This is a genomic window from uncultured Arthrobacter sp., assembly GCF_947493765.1.
Classification (GTDB): Bacteria; Actinomycetota; Actinomycetes; order Actinomycetales; family Micrococcaceae; genus Arthrobacter_D.
In genome coordinates, this window is sequence record NZ_CANLSZ010000002.1 from 243067 (window position 1) to 264464 (window position 21398).

Genomic DNA, 21398 nt, shown 5'->3' on the forward strand with positions numbered 1-21398 from the left:
AGTGATATATCAGTCTCCGAAGGAAGCTACGGGAGAAGTGTGACCCAGTCAACAATCGTCACTGTGCGCCGAGGCAACTTCTCGAGACGAGGCCGGAACGCTGCACCCTCGGGGCCGCCCGGACCCAGGAGACCGGAGCCATATCCTGCTGGACCCGAGCACCACGAGGGCGGCATGGCGGCGTCAGTCCACGCGGTACTACCGGCTTCCTGGACGCGTCGAGCGCGCCGCAACACATTCCGCAAGAACATCTCCCGCGTCCGAGACCAGACCGTCGACGCCCAGATCCAGCAGCCGGTCCATGTCCTCGCGTCGATTGATGGTCCACACGTGCACCTGCAGCCCGGCGGCGTGGCAGGCTGCCACGAAGCGGGGCGTCACCACCCGGACCCCCCGGTAAGTCTCGGGCACCTGCAGAGCCTGGACGCCGGCGCGCCGAGCGACGATCCCCGCCAGACCCAGGGGCGCCGCCGCCTTCACCCCGGCATTGACCCGCATCCCGGCCGACGACGCCGTCGGCCTCTCGAGCAGGCGCAGCACCTGCCGGCGGCGGCGGTCCGAGAACGACGCCACGAGCACCCGGTCATGGGCCCGCAGGCGATTGATCAGCTCCGCGAACGGCCGCACGGCGTCATCCGTCTTGATGTCGATGTTCAGGCGCAGCTCCGGCCAGCGCAGCAGCACCGCCTCGAGCGTCGGGATGCCGCCGCGACCCTCCACGGAGACGGCGCCGAGCTCCGCAGCGGAGCGCTCCACGAGGGGCCCGCGGGCATCCGTGACGCGGTCCAGGTGCTCGTCGTGGAAGACCATCACCACGCCGTCGGACGAGGCCCTGACGTCGATCTCCACGTACCGGAAGCCGAGGCCCACGGCACGCTCGATCGCGTCCATGGTGTTCTCGCCGCCGTCGGGCGCGAAACCGCGGTGGGCGAGGGCGAGGGGCGCACGCCCAACCCGCACCCCGCTCCCGGCGCCAGCCCCGGTTGCGGCGTCGAGATAGGGGAACCGCTGCGGATCAGGCCGTACGGAGCGCCGCAAGGCGTTCCTCCAGGATCTGCGCCACGCCGTCCTCCTCGAACGCGGGGGCCATCAGCTTCGCGGCGGCGAGCGCGTCCGGGTGACCGGAGGCCATCGCGTAGCCCTGCCCGGCCCAACCGAGCATCTGCACGTCGTTGGGCATGTCGCCGAAGGCCACGACGTCGGCCCTGTCCACCCCCAGCTCGGCGGCGTACTGCGCGAGCGTCACGGACTTGTCGATGTTCGGCCGCGCCATCTCGAGCAGCGCCACGCTCGGTGCCGAGTGGGTCGTCGAGACGAGGTGCGCGACGGCGGGCCTGACGGTCGCGAGGAACTCGTCCGGGGAGATGTCCGTCAGCCGGGCGAGGAACTTCACGATCTCCTCCCCTGGCAGGGTCTCCTCGAACGGCCGGGCGGTGATGTCGCCCAGGAGTTCCGAGGCCGCGGCGTCCCCGAAGCCCGGCTCGACGGTGAAGCCCGCGATCGTCTCCGCCGCGAACGTCGCCGCGGGGAAGAGGCCGCGGATGATGTCGCGAGCCGCGTAGACGTCGACCGGCTCGAGGAGCTTCGAGCTGAGGACGGTCTCGGTGGCGAGATCATAGGTGAGCGCGCCGTTGGAGCAGATGACGGTTCCCCGGTGCCCGAGCTGGTCGCGCAGGGGGTGGAGCCAGCGGGGCGGACGCCCGGTGACGAACACGACGTGGATCCCCGCCTCGACGCATGCCTCGAACGCCCTGACCGTCCGTGCGCTCATCTTCCCGTCATGGCCCACGACGGTCCCGTCCATGTCGCTCGCCACGAGGCGCATCGCTGACTCCTTCGGTCCTTGATCCTCCAGATTACCGGCGCAGCGGTCTCACTCCGCGGGCACCTCGAAGGTCCCGATCAGCCGTGCGCGGCCGAGCGTGTGGGAGAACAGATTGAAGCCGAGGTACGCCGGCGAGGCGTCGGCGGGGATCCCGAGGGACTCGACGTCGACGGCGTGGACCACCACGTGGTACTCGTGCGGGCCGTGGCCGGGAGGCGGTGCGGCTCCGACGTACCCGGCGAACCCGCCGTCGTTGCGCAGCTGGAAAGCACCCTCGGGCAGCAGGTCCGAGTGCTCGCTCCCCGCACCCGCGGGCAGCGACGTGGTGGCGACGTCCACGTCCACCAGCGCCCAGTGCCAGAAACCGCTGGCGGTCGGGGCGTCGGGGTCGTACACGGTGACGGCGAAACTCTTGGTCCCCTCGGGGAAGCCGCTCCACGACAGCTGCGGTGATTCGTCGTCGCCGCCCGGTCCCATCCGTCCCGAGACCTGCGCGGTGGCGAGGGGTTCACCGTCGGTGATGCTCTCGCTGGTGAGCTCGAACTCGGGGACCTGCGGCAGGTCGGCGTACGGATCGCGGGACATGGGAGTGCTCCTTCTGGTGGTCGGCAGGGCGGGTCGGGGTCTGCAGATTACGGTGTCCGGATCATCTCGGCACGCGAGGGCGGATCCGCGCCGGGGCGGGAGACGGTGATGGCCGCTGCCCGGGCGGCGTACTGCAGCATCCCGGTCAGCTGGTCGAGCGTGATGCCGCGCAGGTCCTGCCGGCGCTGCGCGCCGTCCAGCCCCAGATCCACGAGCGAGCCGATGAGCGCTGCCATGAAGGAGTCCCCGGCACCCACCGAGTCCACCACGCTGGTGGACGGCGCGGGCACGGCGCTCTCGCCGGCGCGGCACACCGCCCATGGCCCCCTGGAACCGCGGGTCACGACGACGACGGCGGGCCCGGCCTCGAGCCAGGCACGTGCGGTCTCCTCGGGGCTCCGGTCCGGGTAGAGCCAGCGCAGATCCTCGTCGGAGGCCTTCACGAGATCCGCGAGCGCCACGAACGCCTCGGCCTGGTCGCGGGCGAGATCCCGGTCCCGGATGATGGTCGGCCTGCAGTTGGGGTCGTAGGTGATGGTGATGCCGGGATGTGCCGCCCGCACCAGGGCCAGGACGTCGTCGGCGCCGGGGGTGAGCATCGTGGCGATGGACCCGGTGTGCAGGAGGGTGGTGCCGTCGAGCAGCTCCTCGCGCCGCCCGGCCAGACCGGGCAGCTCCCAGACCAGCTGGAAGTCGTAGGCCGCCCCGCCCGCCGGATCGAGTCGCGCGGTGGCCACACTCGTGGGGGAGTCGTCGGGGCCGATGGGGAACGGGACGGAATTGTCGCGCAGGTGCTGCTGGATCAGGCGCCCGTAGTCGTCGTCGCCGTACCGGCCCACGAACTGGGCGGGATGCCCCAGCCGCGCGATCCCCACGGCCACGTTCATGGGGCTGCCACCCACGTGGGCGCGCATGGGGGCGATGTCGCTGACGACTTCGTCGATGAGGGTTTCCCCGATCACGGTGAGCACGCCTTCAAGGTACCAGTCGTACCTGCGACGGGGCCGTTCGGTCGCGGACGGCTACAGGGCGTTCTTGCGGAACAGCGGCACCCTGGGCGGCAGGGGACGGCCGCGGAAGCGGTGCACGCTGTACGCGATCAGGGCGAGGGCGATCAGTGAGGAGACGATGAGGCTGACCCCCGTCCCCACGCCTCCGGGGAGCCACAGTCCCTCGCCGGGGAACCACCAGCCCGGCATCCGGGGTTGGAGCACCCACACCACGCCGAGGCCCATGATCACCAGGGCGCTGGCGCAGCTCAGGGCGATCCGCGGCACGGTCTGCACCCCGAGCGCTGCCGCGTGGAAGGCGTTGCCCTTGAGCGGTTTGAGGAAGCGGCGGGCCCAGTGGTACTGCTGCGAGAGGACCGCGAGACCGGCGGCGAGCATCAGCAGTCCCGGACCGGGCAGCACCAGGGCCGCGAGCCCCAGCACCACCAGGGTCCACCCGAGCACCTCGATGCCGGTGCGGCGGATCCACCCTGAGACCCGCCCTCTCGCTGCCATGCACACAGGATGTCACAGGATGCAGGGCGGAGCCGGTCGACCGGACGGCCTGCCCGCCCACCGGAGGTCGCCGGCGCGGGAATGAAAGGAAAACTTCATGCGTTTGCATTGATATGCTGGTCGAGAGACGCCAGCCCTATGAAGGAGGACGGCATGACCATCCAGACCGAAGGTCTTCACCACGTCACCGCGATCGCGGGGGACCCGCAGAAGAACATCGACTTCTACATCAAGGGCCTGGGTCTGCGCCTGGTCAAGAAGACGGTGAACTTCGACGATCCCGGCACCTACCACCTCTACTACGGCGACGAGTCCGGCAACCCCGGCTCCCTCCTGACCTTCTTCCCCTGGCAGGGCATCCGCAGCGGCCGGGTGGGCAGCGGCCAGTCCACCACCACCGCCTTCTCCGTCCCGCAGGGCACCCTCGGCTGGTGGCAGGAGCACTTCAAGGGACTCGGCGTCGAGTCCACCGTCTCGCGTGCGTCGTCCGAGGAGGAGCGCCTCTCGCTGCGCGACCCCGACGGCCTGCAGATCGACCTCGTGGCCTCCTCCATCTCCGATCCGCGCAACCCCTGGGACTCCGCCTCCGTCCCCGCCGAGTACGCCGTGCGCGGCCAGCACTCGTCGGTGCTGACGGTGCAGGATCCCACCCACACCCTCGAGACGTTCACGCGTGACCTCGGCATGAACATCCTCAGCGAGAAGGACGGCCGCTACCGCCTGAGCACGCACGACGGCGCCCCCGGCACCGTGGTGGACGTGGTCACCGATCCCCGCGGCCAGCGCGGCCTCGTGGCCGGCGGCACCGTGCACCACATCGCCTTCCGCGTCCCCGACCAGGAGACCCAGGAGCTGTGGCGCCGCGAGCTCGCGGAGCGCGGCTACGGGGTCACCGCGATCCTCGACCGCCAGTACTTCACCTCGATCTACTTCCGCGAGCCCGGTGGAACACTGCTCGAGATCGCCACGGACACACCGGGCTTCGACATCGACGAACCCCTGCTGGAACTGGGCCGCTCGCTGAAGCTGCCGCCGTGGCTCGAGCCCAACCGCGAGGCCATCGCCCACGCGGTCGCGAAGATCGACGTCCCGGGCGAGAACAACCCCGCCGTCCAGTCCTTCCTGAAGTAGGAGCGCACCATGACCACCACGCACGACTGGCCCCACCTGTTCGACGCCGGAGCGGCGGACGCCCCGGTGCTGCTGCTGCTGCACGGCACCGGGGGGACCGAGCACGACCTCCTGCCGCTCGTGAAGGGGCTCGCACCGGAGGCAGGGTACCTGGCACCCCGCGGTCCCGTGCAGGAACACGGCATGAACCGCTGGTTCCGCCGTTTCGGGGAGGGCAACTTCGACGTCGACGACGTGGTCCGCCGCTCCGGTGAGCTGGCCGACTTCATCGCGTGGGCCAGGGACCACTACGGGATCGGGGAGCGCCGGCTCGTGGCCGTGGGCTTCTCGAACGGCGCGAACATCGCCCTCGCCACGGCCCTGCTGCACCCGGGTGCGGTGGCCGACGCCGTCGCGTTCTCGGGGATGTACCCGCTGGACGGGCGTCCGGTCGAGGCGGACCTGTCCGGGTCCTCGATCGCCCTGTTCAATGGGAAGGCGGATGCCATGGCACCGATCGACAGCGTGGTCCGCCTCGGGTCGATCCTCGAGAGCCGTGGCGCCGAAGTACACCGGGCCGTCCGCGAGGGCGGGCACGGTATCCATCCCAGCGAGATCGACGGCGCAGCAGCGTGGATCGCCTCGCTCACCCGGAAGGTTTCACATGACTGACGCACACACCGAGCACGGCGGCCTCGCCGCGAGGGCGACCGCCTTCGCCGAGCTGCACTCCGCCCCCGAGATCCTGCAGGTGGTCAACGTCTGGGACGTCATCAGCGCGACGACCGTCGCCGACGTACCCGGCACGAAGGCCCTCGCCACGGCGAGCCACTCGATCGCCGCGTCCCTCGGCTACGAGGACGGCGAGAACATCCCCCTGGAGGAGATGATCGCGGCGATCGGGCGGATCGCGGCGGCCACGGACCTGCCGGTCTCCGCCGATCTCGAATCGGGCTACGGTGACCCGGAGGACACCGTGCGCCGGGCGATCGGCGTCGGGATCGTGGGGGCCAACATCGAGGACCAGATGCGCCCGCTCGCCGACGCCGTGGCGCAGATGGAGGCGGCCATGAAGGCCGGCCAGGCCGAGGGCATCGACTTCGTCCTCAACGCCCGCACCGACGCGTTCGTGAGGGCCGGTGATCGCGATCCGGCGGAGGTCCTCGGCGACGCCGTGGAGCGCGGCAAGGCCTTCCTCGGCATCGGCGCGACGAACGTCTTCGTTCCCGGCCTGCTCGACGAGCACGCGGTGAGCACGCTCGTGGAGGCCTTCGGCCCGCAGCGCCTGAGCGTCATCAACGTGCCGGGCAGTCTCGCTCCGGCCCGGCTGCAGGAGCTCGGCGTGGCCCGGATCTCCTACGGACCGTGGACGCAGCGCGTGGCCCTGACCGCGCTGGCGGACTCGGCCGCCGAGCTGTACGCGGGAGGCGCGCTGCCCGAGGGCACGCGTCCCCTGAACTAGGGAGTTCCCCGGCGAACCCCGGTCAGCCCGTCACGGGCGGGCCGGGGTTCGCCGTGTCCGCGGCCCGTCCCAGCGCCTCCACCACGGCCTCCCACGCCTTCGATCCGGGGGTGATGACCGCGAAGTGGTCCCCGGGCACGATCGTGAGATCGGCCGTGGCGCCCCGTGCCGTCGCGGCGGCCACATACGTCTCGGACTGCGAGAGCGGCACCGCGGTGTCCTCCGTCCCGTGCACCGCGTGGACCGGGACGCCGAGCGGGAGGGCGGTCATCGGATCCGCGAGGCGATAGCGCTCGGGATCGCCCGGTGCCCGCAGGAAGTTCTCGACGGCGTCGTCGCCGAGTCGCAGTTCGCGTGCCTGCCGCAGATCCAGGACGCCGGCCTGGCTGACCACCGCCGTGAGCGGCACCGCCGGCACACCGGTGCCGGCGGTGCCGGCCGGGAGGGTGCTGCGGCCCGCCGCCCACACCGCGAGGTGACCTCCCGCGGAGTGCCCGAGCGCCGTCGTCGAGCGCAGCTCCAGTCCGTGCTCGGCGGCCGCCACCGCGAGGTGGTCGATCCCGGTGGCGACGTCGTCGAAGGTGGCGGGCCAGCCGCCGCCGTTGCCCGCGCGGCGGTACTCCAGATTCCAGCAGGCGTACCCGCGCCGCACCAGATCCTGCGCGAGGGGTTCACCGAGTTCCGCGCCGTAGGTGGAGCGCCAGTAGCCGCCGTGGATGATCACGACGACACCCCGGAGGGCGGTCCCCGTGGCCGGGAGGTAGAGTTCCGCGAACTGGCTCGGATCATCGCCGTAGGCGTAGCGCTGCGGCGTCACCGCGGCCGGCTTCGCGGTGGGCTCCGCGGCGGCCCTGAAGCCGCCGATCAGGAGCGCGGCACCGGCTGCGGCGGCAAGGGCGAGGAGGGGGCGTCGTCGTAGGGGATCCACCCGTGCAGCCTAGCCGTCGGGAGCGTTGGCTACGATGGGACTTCTCCTCGGAAAGGCAGTGTGCATGGGCGCGTGGGACGATCTCGACGACCGGCTGCGCCCTGCCGTCGAGGCCCATACGCGCGAGTTCGAGCGTGTCCGCCCTGCCCTGGACCGCGTCACGAGCGCCATGCGGGAGAGCATCTCGGCCATCTTCGACGGGACCGATCTGAGCCCCCTGTTCGTCACGGCGCGCACCAAGACCGTCGAGTCCTTCCGCGACAAGGCCTCGCGCACCCTTCCCTCGTCCGAGCCGGGAGCACCTCCCACCCTCGTCTTCCCCGACCCGATGCGTAATCTGATCGACCTGGTGGGCGTGCGCATCATCACCACCCTCCCGCACGAGGTGGATCTCGCGGCGAACATGCTCAAGCGCCAGCGCCGGGAGTTCGACTGCCGCGGCGACCGCGAGAAGGACATCGGCTCGATCGAGTCCGGCACGTACGGCTATTCGAGCCGGCACCTGATCATGCGGACCATCCACAACGACGTGGTCCGTGCGTTCCAGCAGGTCGTCGACCCGGAGACGAAGGCCGCGGGAAGCTATCTGTTCGAGGTGCAGGTGCGCACGGTCCTGGCCCATGCCTGGTCGGAGATCGAGCACGACCTGCGCTTCAAGGCGTCCAACCCGAAGGCCTGGAGCCCCTACTTCGACCGGCAGTTCACGGCCACCGCGGCCATGCTGGAGACCGTGGAGTCCACCTTCGCCGAACTGCACGAGCGGTACGAGACCATCACCGGTTTCTGGGACGAGGACGGCGAGGGCAGCGCTCCGCTGACGCCCAACAGGATCCGCCACATCTGGCAGACCCTCCTGCCCCACGTGGACCGCAAGTCCGGGGACGACTGGGCGTGGGCCGCCGAGCTGCTGGCCGCCCACGGCCTGAGGACCACGCTGGATCTGGTGCCGCTGCTGCAGGCCGGGGCCATCACCTCGGTCCGGAAGGCCCTGGACCACCGCTACTCACCGGGCCCGGACCGGCTCCTCGACGACCTGCTGCTGTGGCACTACGGCCATCCGCACATCGAGCTCACCGCCGAGCCCGAGAGCGCCGAGAGCACTCCCCGCCGGGACAGCCTCCAGCGCCGGCACCGGCAGATGGAGATCTACCGTCAGCAGCATCCCTGACCCGGCTCGTCGCCGGTGGCGGCGCGGTACTTCCCCGCACGCCGCACCAGCCGGTCCGCTGACGGCAGGGCCCTGACCCGCGACAGCTCGTACTCGATCGCCAGGGCCATCCGCTCGCAGAACGCGCGCCCCTCCCGGGCGGCGTCGGGGCGCTCGTCCACCACGTGGTCGACCACGCCGCGCTCCACGAGGGCGGCGACCTTCACGCCCTGCGCCTCGGCCATCTCGGGCGCCCGCTCCACGGTCCGGTGGACGATGGCGCTCGCTCCCTCCGGCGGCAGGGGTGAGAGCCACGCGTGCTCGGCGGCGATGGTGCTGTCGGCCGGCAGGAGCGCGAGCGCACCGCCGCCCGCGCCCTGCCCGAGCAACACGGAGACCGACGACGACGCGAGCCCGATGAGGTCGTACAGGGACCGGGCGATCTCGCCGGCCAGGCCGCCCTCCTCCGCCTCCCTGGACAGATCGGCGCCCGCGGTGTCGATGACCGTCAGGAGTGGCAGTCCCAGTTCCTCGGCGAGCTTCATGCCGCGGCGCGCCTCCCGGAGGGACGCCGGGCCCATCACGGCCTCCCCGGGCTCCCGTGGTCGCTGGTGCCCCAGCACGATGCAGGGCTGCGCCCCGAAGCGGGCCAGGGCGAGCAGGAGACCCGGGTCCTTCTCCCCCTGACCCGTGCCGTTGAGTGGCAGGACGTCCCGGGCGCCGTGGGCGAGCAGCCGGCGGAGATCCGGTCGGCGTCGATCGCGTGAGACCAGGATGGACTCCCAGGCGCTCCCGGTGCCGGGCGCTACGGAGGCGGTGGCGGGCACGGGCGGCCCGGCGGTCGCGTCGGCGAGCAGCACGCTGAGCGCCGTGTCGACGATCTTCGCCAGGTGCTCCGGTGCGACGACGGCGTCGATGAGTCCCTTGTCGAAGAGATTCTCCGCGGTCTGGACGTCCGGCGGAAAGGGCCTGTCGTAGAGCGCCTCGTACACGCGGGGCCCGAGGAACCCGAGGAGGGCGCCCGGTTCGGCCACGGTGAGATGCCCCAGGGAGCCCCACGACGCCATGACCCCGCCGGTGGTGGGATGGCGGAGATAGACGAGATAGGGCAGACCGGCCTGCCGGTGGGCGCGCACGGCACCGGTGATGTCCACCATGGACAGGAACGCCGGGGTGCCCTCCTGCATGCGCGTCCCGCCCGACGCCGGCCCGGCCAGGAGGGGCAGCCGCTCGCGGGTGGCCCTCTGGATGGCGGCGGTGATGCGGTGCGCGGCCGCGCTGCCGATCGAGCCGGCGAGGAACGCGAACTCCGAGACGATGACGGCCACCCGTCGTCCGTGGATGAGGCCCTCCCCCGTCAGGACGGACTCGTCCGCGCCACTCCTGTGCCGGGCGCGCAGCAGCTCGTCCTCGTAGGACGGGCTCGCGCCCGGATACGGGACGGGGACGGGACTGTCCCAGGACGCGAAGGAACCGTCGTCGAGCACCTCGTCGATGAGGTCCCGCGCCGTGAGGTGGCGCGCTCCGGCGGTCATGCGCCCGGCGCCGGCTCCGCGAGCCAGGCGCGGATGGACTCGCCGTCGCCGTCGAGCAGTGGGGGCGCGGCATGCGTGGTGGGCGTGGTCTCGGCGGCGCCGTCGAAGAACCGCAGCGGGGGTCCCGGGAGGGCGATGGTCCCGAGCAGCGCGTGCTCGACGTCGAGGAGCAGACCCTGCGACCGCACCTGGTCCCAGGCGTACACCTCGTCGAGCGTGCGCACCTTGCCGGCCGGGATGTCGGCCTCCTCGAGCTTCCTCAGGAGGGGTTCGGCCTGGTACGCGGAGAAGGCGTCCTCGACCACCCCGATCAGCTGCTCCCGGTTCCGCACGCGGTCCGCGTTGGTGGCGAACCGGGGCTCGTCCGCCGCGAGGCCGAAGGTCTCCGCGAACGTGGCCCACAGCTTCTCGCTGCCCACGCTGATCTGCACCCTGCCTCCGCGGCAGGTGAAGAGACCGTAGGGGGCGATCGACGGGTGATGGTTCCCCTGCGCCTGCGGCACCTCGCCGGCCACCGTGGCCCGGGTGCCCTGGAACGCATGCACACCGATGATCGAGGCGAGCAGGGACGTCCGCACCACCTGGCCCTTGCCCGTCCGCTCGCGCTCGAGCAGTGCCGCGACGGCCCCGTACGCCCCGTACATGCCCGAGAGCAGATCGGCGATCGGCACGCCGACGCGCTGGGGATGGTCGGGATCGGGGCCCGTGAGGGACATGAGGCCCGCCTCGCCCTGGACGATCTGGTCGTAGCCGCTGCGCCTGGCCTCCGGTCCGTCGTGCCCGAACCCGGTGATGGAGAGGATCACCAGGCCGGCGTTCAGCTCCAGCATGGCCTCGGTGGAGAACCCGAGGCGGTCGAGGACGCCGGGGCGGAAGTTCTCCACGACGACGTCGGCGCGGCGCAGCAGCTCGGTGAGCGTGTCCCTGCCGTCGTCGCTCTTGAGGTCGAGGGCGATGGACTCCTTGTTGCGGTTGCAGGACAGGAAGTAGGTGGACTGCCGGTCCTCCTCCGGCCCCACGAACGGCGGCCCCCAGCCGCGCGTGTCGTCGCCGGTCCCGGGGGTCTCCACCTTGATCACGCGGGCGCCGAGATCGCCGAGCATCATGCCCGCGTGCGGTCCGGCGAGCGCCCGGCTGAGATCGACGACCAGGCGGCCGGCGAGGGGGCCGCCGCGGTCTCCGCTCGTAGGGGACGGTGTCTCGGCGCTCATGGTTCCTCCGGAGGTTCGGGCGCGATCGGTCGCGTGGGGTCGGTCGTGCGCGAAGTGGATCGGACCAGCACTACCAGGATCTGTGGTCCACGAGTTCCAACGCATCTGGTGCGCACGCGCGAAGCGCTATGCCACCCCGGTCGTTCCCAGCAGGAGTCCCACCGCGTAGGTGAACGCCATGGCCAGGGCCCCGCCGATCATGAGGCGGGTCACGGCGCGGGCCACCGAACTCTCGCCCACGCGGGCGCTGATCGCTCCCGTGATGGCCAGTGCCACCAGGACGGCGACGAAGGTCAGCGGCACCCGGATGTCGGCGGGTGCGAGGAGGATGGTGAGCAGGGGCAGGACGGCGCCCACGGCGAAGGCCGCCGCCGAGGCGAACGCGGCGTGCCACGGATTGGCCACCTCGAGTTCGTCGATGTTGAGTTCGATGGAGAGATGGGCGGCCAGGGCATCGTGCTCGGTCAGCTCCGCCGCGACCCGGTGCGCGGTGTCCGGGGCCAGACCCTTCTTCTCGTAGAGCCCGGCGAGTTCGAGGAGCTCGCCCTCGGGATCCTCGCGGAGCTCCTGGCGTTCCTTCTCGATCAGGGCCTCCTGGCTGTCCCGCTGGCTGCTGACCGAGACATATTCTCCGAGCGCCATGGACACCGATCCGCCCACCACGGCTGCTGTTCCGGCGACCAGGATCGGGGTGACGGTATTGGTCACACCCGCCACGCCGATCACGGTGGCGGCCGTCGAGACGATTCCGTCGTTCGCGCCCAGGACGGCGGCGCGGAGCCAGTTCAGGCGCGATGCTATGCCGTTGTCGTGGGGCTCGGGGCGACCCGCGGGGATGTGTGCCATCCCTGCAGTAAACACCGGGCGGCGCCATCCGGCCACACAGGTTCGGCTTGCCTCACGCGGCCCGCGCGCTGCGGGAGCCTACGGTGCACGCTCACTGCTCCGGTCGCCGGCGCTGCTGGGCGTAGTGGTGGCCGAGGGAGTCCTCATGGATCTCGATGGACCCCAGGGTCTCCTCCGAGAAGTCCTCTGCCTCGTCGTGCCGATGGACCACGGGCAGATCCCCCTCGGACCGGTCGGCCGGTCCGAGGAACACCCGGACGGTGGAGTCGATCCTGTCGAAGATCGAGCCATGACCCCTGCCCGGCTTCTTCGGGACGGTCCCCGGGTCGGTTCCGGGATCGGTTCCGGACTCCGGCGGCATCGGAAGGTCCTCGGCCCTGTGCCGGGCGGCCGGATCGGGCTGCGGCGCGGGATCGGGCGGCACTGTCGAGTCCTGCTGCGCGTCCGAGTCCTGCTGCGCCGTGGGATCCTGCTGCTGCGACTGTCGGCTTCGATGGGTATCCATCACACACCTGCTTCATCGGGGCATTTAGTGTACTCCGGACCACGGCGAAGGGCTACGGCGGAGGGCTACGGCGGAGGGTCATCGTCGGTCCGGTGTGCTCGCGCCGGGCAGCGGAACGGCCGGCCCCCTCGAGGGTGACCGGCCGTTCCCGTCCTGACCGGGCCCGCGGAACGGGCCCGGAGCATCAGGCCTCGGAGACCTGCGCTGCGAGATTCCCGAGCGTGGTGTCCAGGGCGTCCTGGGGCACGGCGGGGAAGCTGACCTTCTTGAGGAGCTCCTTGTCGGTCACGGCCGACCAGTCGTACGTCACCGAGACCTGCGTGGAATCGGGGCCGTCGGGCTGAAGCTCCCAGACCCACTCCCATCCCGGGGGAACCTCGCCGGCCGGAGCGGTCTTCCAGGCCAGCAGCTTGTTCGGGTCGTAGCCCACCACGTGGTTGTCGGTCTGGTAGTCCCCGCCCATCTTGTCCCAGTGCTGGTTCATGGTGAACACCTGGCCGACGGCGGTGATGCGATCCGACTTGCTGTCGGACTGCACCATCCCCGAACCGTCCAGGGCGGCATGATGCTCCGGGTTCGAGAGGATCTCGAAGATCGCGGCGGCGGGTGCATCGATGGTGCGAGTTGCGGAAATGCTTGTTTCTGCCATGGAACGTTCTCCTTCTGGTTGGGGACGACGCCGTCTACTGCGCGTCGTCCGGTGAGGACTCGTCGAGCGTCCAGCCGGTGATGGCTTCCAGGTCCTTGCCGGCATCGCGCGTGTACTGCCATGCACGCTGCCGCTGGTCCTGCAGGTCCTGCCGGAACCGGCCCTGCGAGGCGCCCAGGGTCGGCACGCGATCGATGACGTCCATGGCCAGCTGGAACCGGTCGATCTGGTTCAGCATCGCCATGTCGAACGGCGTCGTCGTCGTGCCTTCCTCCTTGTAGCCCCGAACGTGCAGATTACCGTGGTTGTTCCTCCGGTAGGTGAGGCGGTGGATGAGCGCCGGGTAGCCGTGGAACGCGAAGATCACGGGCTTCGACGTGGTGAAGAGCGTATCGAAGTCGCGCGACGAGAGCCCGTGCGGATGCTCGGTGTCGTCCTGCAGGCGCATCAGGTCCACGACGTTCACCACGCGGATCTTCAGACCGGGAACACCGGCCTTGAGGAGACCTGCTGCCGCGACGGCCTCGAGCGTGGGCACGTCACCGGCACAGCCGAGGACGACGTCGGGCTCCATGCCCGGCTCCTCGCTGCCGGCGAAATCGAGGATGCCGATGCCCCGCTCGGTGTGCAGCTGCGCCTCCTCCGGCCCGAACCACGTGGGGGTGGGCTGCTTGCCCGTGACGATCACGTTGACGGTGTCACGCGCGCGCATGCAGTGCTCGGTCACCGCGAGCATGGTGTTCGCATCCGGTGGCAGGTACACGCGGGTGATGTCGGCCGTCTTGTTCACCACGTGGTCCATGAAGCCGGGGTCCTGGTGGGAGAACCCGTTGTGGTCCTGCTGCCAGACATGGCTGGAGAGCATGTAGTTGAAGGAGGCGATGGGCCTGCGCCAGGACAGCATGCGGTGGACCTTCAGCCACTTGGCGAACTGGTTGAACATCGAGTCGACGATGTGCACGAATGCCTCGTAGCAGTTGAAGACACCGTGCCGCCCCGTGAGCAGATACCCCTCGAGCCAGCCCTGGCACAGGTGCTCGCTGAGCACCTCCATCACGCGCCCTGATCGCGCGAGGTGCTCGTCCACCTCCTCGATGCGCGGCTGCCAGGCCTTGTCCGTCACCTCGTAGACGGCCGACAACCGGTTAGAGGCCGTCTCGTCCGGCCCGAAGAGACGGAACGTGTGCGGATTGAGCTCGATGACGTCGCGCAGGTAGCCACCCACCGTGATCATGGGACTCACCTTCTCCGTCCCGGGACGGGAGACCGCCACGGCGTGCTCGGCGTAGGAGGGCAGGACGAGATCCTTCAGGAGCCAGCCGCCGTTGGCATAGGGTGTCGCGCTCATCCGGAGACCGCCCTCGGGCGCAAGGGCGGCGATCTCCGGTCGCAGTTCCCCGTTGCCGGTGAAGAGGGACTCCGGGTCGTAGGACCTCATCCACTCCTCGAGCTGCTGCAGGTGCCGCTCGTCGGTGTGGACCCCGGACAGCGGTACCTGGTGGGACCGCCAGGTACCCTCCACCGGTGCGCCGTCCACCTCCGCGGGGCCGGTCCAGCCCTTCGGTGAGCGCAGCACGATCATGGGCCAGCGCACGGCGGGGTCCCCTGGTCCGGAGGGGGAGGTCCGCGCCCGGTCCTGGATGGCGTGGATGTCGTCGATGCACGCGTCGAGGACGTCCGCGAAGTCCTGGTGCGCGGCCTCCGTGGCGGCGGGATCGGTCACCGTGACGAAGCGGGGATCGTAGCCGTAGCCGTACATGAGCTGCCGCAGCTGTTCCTCGGGCATGCGGGCCAGCACCGTGGGATTGGCGATCTTGTAGCCGTTGAGGTGCAGGATCGGCAGCACCGCGCCGTCGATGGCGGGGTCCACGAAGCTGCTCGAGTGCCAGCTCGCGGCGAGGGGACCGGTCTCGGCCTCGCCGTCGCCCACCACCGTGGCGGCGATGAGCGTGGGGTTGTCGAAGACGGCGCCGTACGCGTGGGCCAGGGAGTACCCGAGCTCCCCGCCCTCGTGGATGGAGCCCGGGGTCTCTGGTGCTGCGTGGGACGGTATGCCGCCGGGATAGCTGAACTGCTTGAACAGGGCGTTCATCCCGGCGTCGTCGGACCCGATCTTCCCGTAGATCTCCGAGTAGGTCCCCTCCAGCCACGCGTTGGCCACGTTCGCCGGGCCGCCGTGCCCCGGACCGGTGACGAAGAGGATCTCCTGCTGCCGCTGCGCGATCACCCGGTTCAGGTGTGCGTACACGAAGTTGAGGCCCGGGGTGGTCCCCCAGTGTCCGAGCAGGCGCTCCTTCACGTCCTCGCTCCTGAGGGATCGCGTCAGCAGGGCGTTGTCCCGCAGGTAGATCTGCCCGACGGACAGATAGTTGGCGGCGCGCCACCACGCATGCAGACCCTGGATGTCGATACTCATCTATGCCTCCGTGTTCATGGAACTAGTTCGGTCGTCGGTGATGTCGTCCGTGATGTCGTCGGTGATGTCGTCCGGTGTCTTGTCCGGGCGCCAGCCGCGCCACACGGGATGGCGGAGACGTCCGCCTCCCGTCCGGCCGCTGTAGCGGACCTCGGCCACGAGCGAGGGGCTCACCCAGTGGGCGTCGGAGGCCTCCGCCGGCGGGACGTCGCCGAGCGGCGCCGTGGAGCGGCCCAGCCCGTCCAGGCGTTCCCGGGCGGCGCGGAGATCGCGCTCCCCGAGACCGGAGCCCACCCGGCCCACATAGCGGAGCGTGTCGCCGTCGGGCACGGCGACCAGGAGGGAGCCGAGCGTCGCGGCCCTGCCGCCGTTGCCCGGACGCCATCCCACCACCACCACCTCCTGCGTCCGCAGGTGCCTGATCTTGATCCACGACGGCGAGCGCGCTCCCGGTCGGTAGTCGCCGGAGAGCCGCTTGGCCACGATGCCCTCGAGGCCCAGCTGCCTGCTCGCCACGACCGCCTCCTCGAACGTCGCGTCCAGGGCCGCGGGCACCTGCACGTGGTGGTCCCCGGACTCGTCGACGGCCCGCTCGAGCAGTTCGCGCCGCTGGCGGTACTCGAATCCCGTGAGGTCGTTCCCCTCGAGGGCCGGCAGATCGAAGAGCACCAGGCGCACCGGCGTGATGCCACGGGCCTCCTCGATCTCCTGCTCGTCCGTCAGCGTCATGCGCTGCTGGAGCAGCCCGAAGTCCGGCCGGCCCCTCGGGTCGAGCGCCACGATCTCGCCGTCGAGCACGGCGGTGTCGGCCCGGACGTGCTCGGCCAGGTCGCCGAGTTCCGGGTAGACCGCCGTGATGTCCACGCCGTTCCGACTCCACAGCGTGAGCCCTCCCTCCGAGACGGTGGCTATGCAGCGCACCCCGTCCCACTTGAGCTCGTACGCCCAGTCGTCGGGGTCCGGAAGGGTCTGCGCCACGCTCGGGGTCGCGAGCATGGGAGGGACGAACCCGCCGGACGTCCTCTCCTCCGGGTGCTCCCCGTCAGGGGGCGCCGTGCGGACCGTCGGCGCGTCCTCCTGCTGCGCGGGCTGGTCCTTCATGAGGTGGATGAGCCAGTTGTTCTTCCCCTTCACGCCTCCCGTGCTGATGAGCGCGTACCGGCGGACGGCCGCTCCCGCGCGCGCCAGGCCGCCGTCGGGCCGGCCGTGGAGCGTGCAGATGACCTCCTTGCCGTCCCTCCACTTCTCCAGCTCGTAGGTTCCGGCATCCCAGATGGAGACGTGGCCGCCACCATATTCCCCGGCCGGAATGTCTCCTTCGAAGCTCCCGTACTCGAGGGGGTGGTCCTCGGTCTGGACGGCCAGGTGGTTCCTGTCCGGTGTCAGGGGAGGCCCCTTGGGGAGGGCCCAGGACACCAGCACACCCTCGCGCTCGAGGCGGAAGTCCCAGTGGAGGCGGCGTGCATGGTGCTCCTGGATCACGAACCCGGTCCCACCGGCCGGGCCGGTCGCCGCGGGCACGGGCTCGGGTGTCCTCGACGCATCGCGCATGCTCCGGTAGGTGGAGAGCCGGTCGGCGGGAGCTTCACCGGCGGACGCGCCGGCGGAGGCGCCGCCGGCGTCGGCCGGGACGGGAACCGTGGCGGGGGCGAGGAGATCCCCGGACGCTGCGATCCGGGCCATGACCGCCGCGGGATCCAGCTGGTCCAGCCCGCCCGCCTCGAGCTCCTCCCACGAGCGCGGCGCCGCGACGGTGGGTTCGAACCCGCCGCGGAGGGAGTACGGGGCCACGGTGGTCTTGGTGGCGCTGTTCTGGCTCCAGTCCACCAGGACCCTGCCGGAGCGGAGCGTCTTCTTCATGTCGCTGACCGCGAGTGCGGGGTGGTCCGCCTCGAGCGCCCGCGCGAGCTCGTGGGCGACGGCGGACACCTGTGCCGAGCTCTGGCCCCCGGTCAGGGCACAGTAGAGGTGGAGGCCCTTCGCTCCGCTCGTCACGGGGAAGGGCTCGAGACCCATGCCCTGCAGGATGGGCCGGGCCAGGAGCGCCACCTCGGCGCACTCGGCCAGGCCGGCCCCCTCCCCCGGATCGAGATCGAGCACGAGGCGGTCGGGGGCGGCCGCGGCGCCGTCGGCGTCGAAGCGCCACTGCGGCACATGGATCTCCAGGGCCGCGATCTGTCCCAGCCAGGTCAGGGTCGCGAGGTCGTCGACCCGCGGATAGCTGTTCGTGTGGTCCCTGTGCCGGACGGCGGTGCGGGGCACCCAGTCCGGGGCGTTGTCGTCGATGTTCTTCTGGAAGAACACCTCACCCGGCGCGGCAGGGGTCCCCACGCCGTGGACCCAGCGCTTCCGCGTGGCCGGCCGCCCGGCCGCGTGGTGGATCAGGGGCCCGGCCACGGCGGCGTAGTAGGAGAGCACGTCGGCCTTGGTGGTCCCGGTGGCCGGGTAGAGCACCTTGTCCAGGTTCGACAGGCGGAGGGTGCGCCCGTCCACGGTGACGCTCTGGGAGCGGGTGGGGACCATACCCCCAGTCTCGACCGGATGGGCCGCGGATGCCAGTGGTGCGGTCCGTCGATGCCGGTGGCGGTCTCAGTCGGCGAACTGCTCGCGGTACCGGTCCACGTAGACCTCCCAAAGTGCGGGATCCTGCCCGAGATTGCGCTTGTTCAGGAAGTCGTCGAGGCCCGCAATGGTCAGGTGCCAGCCCGCAGCCATGGTGGCCGCGTGGCGCGGGCTCCCGGGGGTGAGCAGCAGCACGAGGCGCGTACCGTTGTCCGGTGTCCGCTCCAGTTCCCAGCGCAGGGTGTCCCGCTCCCACGTGTACGCCAGCACCGAGGGCCGCTCGGCCTCCAGCACCACACCGCGCAGGGGCTTCTGGTCGGCGTACCGGAACAGGATCTCCGCGTCCTTCCGCGGCTCGAACTCCATCTCGCACGGGAACCAGTACTTGAGCTTCTCGGCGTCGGTGAGGTGCTTCCACAGCACGGTGGGCGGGAAGGCGAACTCGAAGGCGAGGCGCAGCACCGTGGCGCCGTCGTCGCTGGTGGTCCTGCTGACCGTGGGTTCTGCGGTTTCGGAAGTCACCCCCCAAGTCTAGGCGCGGTTGTCCCGCGTGCTCTGGCCCGCTAGGCGCGCGTGGTGTCTACTGGAGCCATGAGAGCCATCTGGAAGGGTGCGGTCGCGTTCGGCCTGGTCAATGTCCCCGTGAAGGTCTACAGCGCCACGGAGGACCACGACATCTCGCTCCACCAGGTCCACGACAGGGACGGCGGCCGGATCCGCTACCAGCGGCGCTGCGAGGTCTGCGGGGAGATCGTGGACTTCAAGGACATCGACAAGGCCTACGACGACGGCGAGCACACCGTGGTGCTGACCGACGACGATCTCTCCGCGCTGCCGGTGGAGCGCAGCCGGGAGATCGAGGTGGTGGAGTTCGTCCCGAGCGATCAGCTCGACCCGATCATGCTGGACCGCGCCTACTACCTCGAACCGGACAGCACCTCGATCAAGGCGTACGTCCTGCTGCGCCGCACGCTCCAGGAGACGGATCGCACGGCGATCGTGCAGTTCGCCCTCCGCCAGAAGAGCCGCCTCGCCGCGCTGCGCGTACGCGGTGACGTCCTGATGCTCCAGACCCTCCTCTGGGACGACGAGATCCGCGAGGCCGCCTTCCCCGCCCTCGAGGAGAAGGTGCGCATCTCCGCGAAGGAGAAGCAGATGTCGGCCGAGCTCGTCGACTCCTTCTCCACGGACTTCGATCCGGAGAACTTCACCGACGACTACCAGTCCCAGCTGCGCACCCTCATCGAGGCGAAGATCGACAAGGGCGACACCCTCGACACGGAGGAGACCTTCGGCCCGGCGGACGAGGACGACGACGACAACGTCCTGGATCTCATGGAGGCGCTGCGCCGCAGCGTCGAGAAGAACCGGGAGAAGGCCGGCGCCAAGAAGGCCACCGGCTCCACGAAGCAGAAGGGCGCGTGATGGGATTCTTCACCGACGAGTTCGGACGGCAGACGGTGCTGCAGCGACCCAACGCGCCCATCCTCGGCTGGGCCGGGTCCGAAGCGGCCTCCTTCATGGCGCTCGGGGCGGAGAACCGCCAGCGCCTACGCCGGGCGAGCTCCGCCTGCCTGCTGGTGTGGGCGCTGCTCGAGACCACCACGGGTCGGAGCGGGTTCCGTCGCAGCGCCGGGATCCTCACCCTCTCCTGGCTGTGGCGGAGGTACGGACCCCGCGCGGACTGAGCGCCTACTGCTGCTCGAAGACGTCCGGTATGCCGTCGTCGTCGGCGTCGATCTGCTCCTGCTCCTCGATCTCCCGGTAGCGCTTGCTGCGCCGGAGCAGCAGGACCGCTGCCACGAGCGCGGCGATCAGGGACCCGGCGAGGATGGCCACCTTGGCGTGATCGTCCTCCACGGTGCCCTGCCCGAAGCCGAGTTCGCTGATGAGCAGCGAGACCGTGAAGCCGACGCCCGCCAGGATCGCGACGCCGATGATGTCGATCCACGCCAGGTCCGGGGCGAGCGCCGCCTTCGTGGTCTTCGTGACGACGACGGTGGCGAGCAGGATCCCGATGGGCTTGCCGATGACGAGGGCCACCATGATGCCGATCGCGATCGGGTCGGTGATCGCATTCACCAGACCGTCGATCCCGCCCACGGCCACGCCGGCGGAGAAGAATGCGAAGACGGGCACGGCGAACCCGGCGGACAGCGGACGGATGCGGTGTTCGAGGGTGTCCGCGAGGCCGTCCGGCTGGGCGGCAGGCACCTCGTCCGCCGACGCCTCCGCGGCGTCGACGGCGTCGGCCGACTTCACGGCGTCCGCGCGGGTGACACCGCGGGGCAGCACCGGGATGGCGAAGGCGAGCAGCACGCCCGCCACCGTGGCGTGGACGCCCGACTCGTGCACCAGCGCCCACACGATGATCCCGAGGGGGAGCAGGATCACCCACGGCGACCACGGATGGCGCTGGAAGAAGGCGGGGAAGCGCTGCGCCGCGAAGGCGTAGACCGCGAGCGGGACGATCGCCAGCAGCAGGGGCGGGAACGCGATGTCCTCGGAGTAGAAGAAGGCGATGATGCTGATCGCCAGGAGGTCGTCCACCACGGCGAGGGTCAGGAGGAAGATGCGCAGCGCGCTGGGCAGATGGGACCCGACGACGGCGAGCACGGCCACCGCGAACGCGATGTCGGTGGCGGTGGGGATGGCCCAGCCGCGCAGGGCCTCCGGTCCGGCGCTGAAGGTGATGGCCACATAGATGAGCGCGGGCACGACGACGCCGCCCACGGCCGCGGCGACCGGGACGATCGCGCGGTCGAACTTGCGGAGGTCCCCGGCCACGAACTCCCGCTTCAGTTCCAAGCCGGCGAGGAAGAAGAAGATGGCGAGCAACCCGTCGGCGGACCAGGTTCCCACACTCAGTTCGAGGTGCCACGGCTCGTAGCCGAACCGGAAGTCCCGGACGGCGAAGTAGGCGTCCGCCGCGGCCGTGTTGGCGAGGACCAGCGCGATCACCGTGGCCAGCAGCAGCAGGCCTCCGCCCACGGTCTCCTTGCGCAGGATGCTCGTGATGCGCAGGTGTTCGGGGTAGCTGCTGCGGGAGAAGATCCTGCTGCCGGGCGGGGAGTCCGGGACGGGATCGGTGGGGCCTGCAAGATGGGCCATG

Annotated in this window: 21 protein-coding genes; 6 read left to right on the forward strand and 15 right to left on the reverse strand. The window is 70.6% G+C overall.

Features of this window, described 5'->3' with window-relative positions; all coding sequences use genetic code 11:
- Positions 1-198: 198 nt before the first annotated feature.
- Genes Q0747_RS04090 through Q0747_RS04110 form a run of 5 tightly spaced genes read right to left on the reverse strand, consistent with a single transcriptional unit; the run spans position 199 to position 3915 of the window.
- Positions 199-1038, reverse strand: a complete 840-nt coding sequence (locus Q0747_RS04090; protein WP_298251986.1) for a glycerophosphodiester phosphodiesterase family protein — start codon at positions 1036-1038, stop codon at positions 199-201.
- The gene (locus Q0747_RS04095; RefSeq protein WP_298251987.1) at positions 1016-1825 is read right to left on the reverse strand and encodes an HAD family hydrolase; all 810 of its coding nucleotides are present in this window, start codon (positions 1823-1825) and stop codon (positions 1016-1018) included. Before Q0747_RS04095 ends, Q0747_RS04090 begins: the two co-directional genes overlap by 23 nt.
- Before the next feature lie 48 nt (positions 1826-1873).
- The gene (locus Q0747_RS04100) at positions 1874-2410 is read right to left on the reverse strand and encodes a YbhB/YbcL family Raf kinase inhibitor-like protein (RefSeq protein ID WP_298251988.1); all 537 of its coding nucleotides are present in this window, start codon (positions 2408-2410) and stop codon (positions 1874-1876) included.
- A gap of 47 nt (positions 2411-2457) precedes the next feature.
- The gene (locus Q0747_RS04105; RefSeq protein WP_298251989.1) at positions 2458-3381 is read right to left on the reverse strand and encodes a carbohydrate kinase; all 924 of its coding nucleotides are present in this window, start codon (positions 3379-3381) and stop codon (positions 2458-2460) included.
- Between the two features lie 51 nt (positions 3382-3432).
- A complete protein-coding gene (locus tag Q0747_RS04110; RefSeq protein WP_298251990.1) occupies positions 3433-3915 on the reverse strand; it encodes a PGPGW domain-containing protein in 483 nt (160 codons plus the stop codon).
- A gap of 153 nt (positions 3916-4068) precedes the next feature.
- Between Q0747_RS04110 and Q0747_RS04115 the strand changes: the two genes are divergently transcribed.
- Genes Q0747_RS04115 through Q0747_RS04125 form a run of 3 tightly spaced genes read left to right on the forward strand, consistent with a single transcriptional unit; the run spans position 4069 to position 6487 of the window.
- Entirely contained in the window at positions 4069-5046 is a 978-nt protein-coding gene (locus Q0747_RS04115) for a ring-cleaving dioxygenase (protein ID WP_298251991.1), read from the forward strand.
- Between the two features lie 9 nt (positions 5047-5055).
- Positions 5056-5697: an alpha/beta hydrolase gene (locus Q0747_RS04120; RefSeq protein WP_298251992.1), complete on the forward strand. Its 642-nt coding sequence runs from the start codon at positions 5056-5058 to the stop codon at positions 5695-5697.
- A complete protein-coding gene (locus Q0747_RS04125; protein ID WP_298251993.1) occupies positions 5690-6487 on the forward strand; it encodes an isocitrate lyase/phosphoenolpyruvate mutase family protein in 798 nt (265 codons plus the stop codon). The genes Q0747_RS04120 and Q0747_RS04125 overlap by 8 nt, the downstream gene beginning before the upstream one ends.
- A gap of 22 nt (positions 6488-6509) precedes the next feature.
- Here the strand turns inward: Q0747_RS04125 and Q0747_RS04130 are convergent, their stop codons facing one another.
- The gene (locus Q0747_RS04130; protein ID WP_298252274.1) at positions 6510-7304 is read right to left on the reverse strand and encodes an alpha/beta hydrolase; all 795 of its coding nucleotides are present in this window, start codon (positions 7302-7304) and stop codon (positions 6510-6512) included.
- A gap of 175 nt (positions 7305-7479) precedes the next feature.
- On the opposite strand from Q0747_RS04130, the gene Q0747_RS04135 reads away from it, so the two are divergent.
- Positions 7480-8583 carry a GTP pyrophosphokinase family protein gene (locus Q0747_RS04135; RefSeq protein ID WP_298251994.1) on the forward strand — a complete coding sequence of 368 codons (1104 nt, stop codon included), beginning with the start codon at positions 7480-7482 and terminating at the stop codon, positions 8581-8583.
- On the opposite strand, the gene Q0747_RS04140 is transcribed toward Q0747_RS04135, so the two are convergent.
- The 8 genes from Q0747_RS04140 to Q0747_RS04175 form a co-directional block, all read right to left on the reverse strand.
- Entirely contained in the window at positions 8568-10097 is a 1530-nt protein-coding gene (locus tag Q0747_RS04140; RefSeq protein ID WP_298251995.1) for a carboxyl transferase domain-containing protein, read from the reverse strand. The two genes, Q0747_RS04135 and Q0747_RS04140, sit on opposite strands and share 16 nt — an antisense overlap.
- A complete protein-coding gene (locus tag Q0747_RS04145) occupies positions 10094-11308 on the reverse strand; it encodes a CaiB/BaiF CoA-transferase family protein (protein ID WP_298251996.1) in 1215 nt (404 codons plus the stop codon). Before Q0747_RS04145 ends, Q0747_RS04140 begins: the two co-directional genes overlap by 4 nt.
- A gap of 126 nt (positions 11309-11434) precedes the next feature.
- Entirely contained in the window at positions 11435-12154 is a 720-nt protein-coding gene (locus Q0747_RS04150; RefSeq protein ID WP_298251997.1) for a VIT family protein, read from the reverse strand.
- 91 nt (positions 12155-12245) lie between these two features.
- Positions 12246-12659 carry a hypothetical protein gene (locus tag Q0747_RS04155; protein ID WP_298251998.1) on the reverse strand — a complete coding sequence of 138 codons (414 nt, stop codon included), beginning with the start codon at positions 12657-12659 and terminating at the stop codon, positions 12246-12248.
- Between the two features lie 184 nt (positions 12660-12843).
- Positions 12844-13308, reverse strand: coding sequence for an SRPBCC family protein (locus tag Q0747_RS04160; protein WP_148599876.1), 465 nt, complete (start codon positions 13306-13308; stop codon positions 12844-12846).
- Between the two features lie 34 nt (positions 13309-13342).
- Entirely contained in the window at positions 13343-15724 is a 2382-nt protein-coding gene (locus Q0747_RS04165) for a phosphoketolase (protein ID WP_298251999.1), read from the reverse strand.
- Positions 15725-18247 (reverse strand): ATP-dependent DNA ligase, encoded by a 2523-nt coding sequence (locus Q0747_RS04170; protein WP_298252000.1) that lies wholly within the window; start codon positions 18245-18247, stop codon positions 15725-15727.
- 66 nt (positions 18248-18313) lie between these two features.
- Entirely contained in the window at positions 18314-18808 is a 495-nt protein-coding gene (locus Q0747_RS04175; RefSeq protein ID WP_148599873.1) for an SRPBCC domain-containing protein, read from the reverse strand.
- A gap of 69 nt (positions 18809-18877) precedes the next feature.
- Here Q0747_RS04175 and Q0747_RS04180 point away from each other — a divergent pair, with 69 nt between their 5' ends.
- Both Q0747_RS04180 and Q0747_RS04185 read left to right on the forward strand, forming a co-directional pair.
- Positions 18878-19711, forward strand: a complete 834-nt coding sequence (locus tag Q0747_RS04180) for a Ku protein (protein ID WP_148599872.1) — start codon at positions 18878-18880, stop codon at positions 19709-19711.
- A complete protein-coding gene (locus Q0747_RS04185; protein ID WP_298252001.1) occupies positions 19711-19974 on the forward strand; it encodes a hypothetical protein in 264 nt (87 codons plus the stop codon). The genes Q0747_RS04180 and Q0747_RS04185 overlap by 1 nt, the downstream gene beginning before the upstream one ends.
- A 4-nt stretch (positions 19975-19978) precedes the next feature.
- Here Q0747_RS04185 and nhaA read toward each other — a convergent pair whose 3' ends face one another.
- On the reverse strand, positions 19979-21397 hold the full coding sequence (nhaA, locus tag Q0747_RS04190; RefSeq protein WP_298252002.1) for a Na+/H+ antiporter NhaA: 1419 nt from the start codon (positions 21395-21397) through the stop codon (positions 19979-19981).
- Between the last annotated feature and the right edge of the window lies 1 nt (position 21398).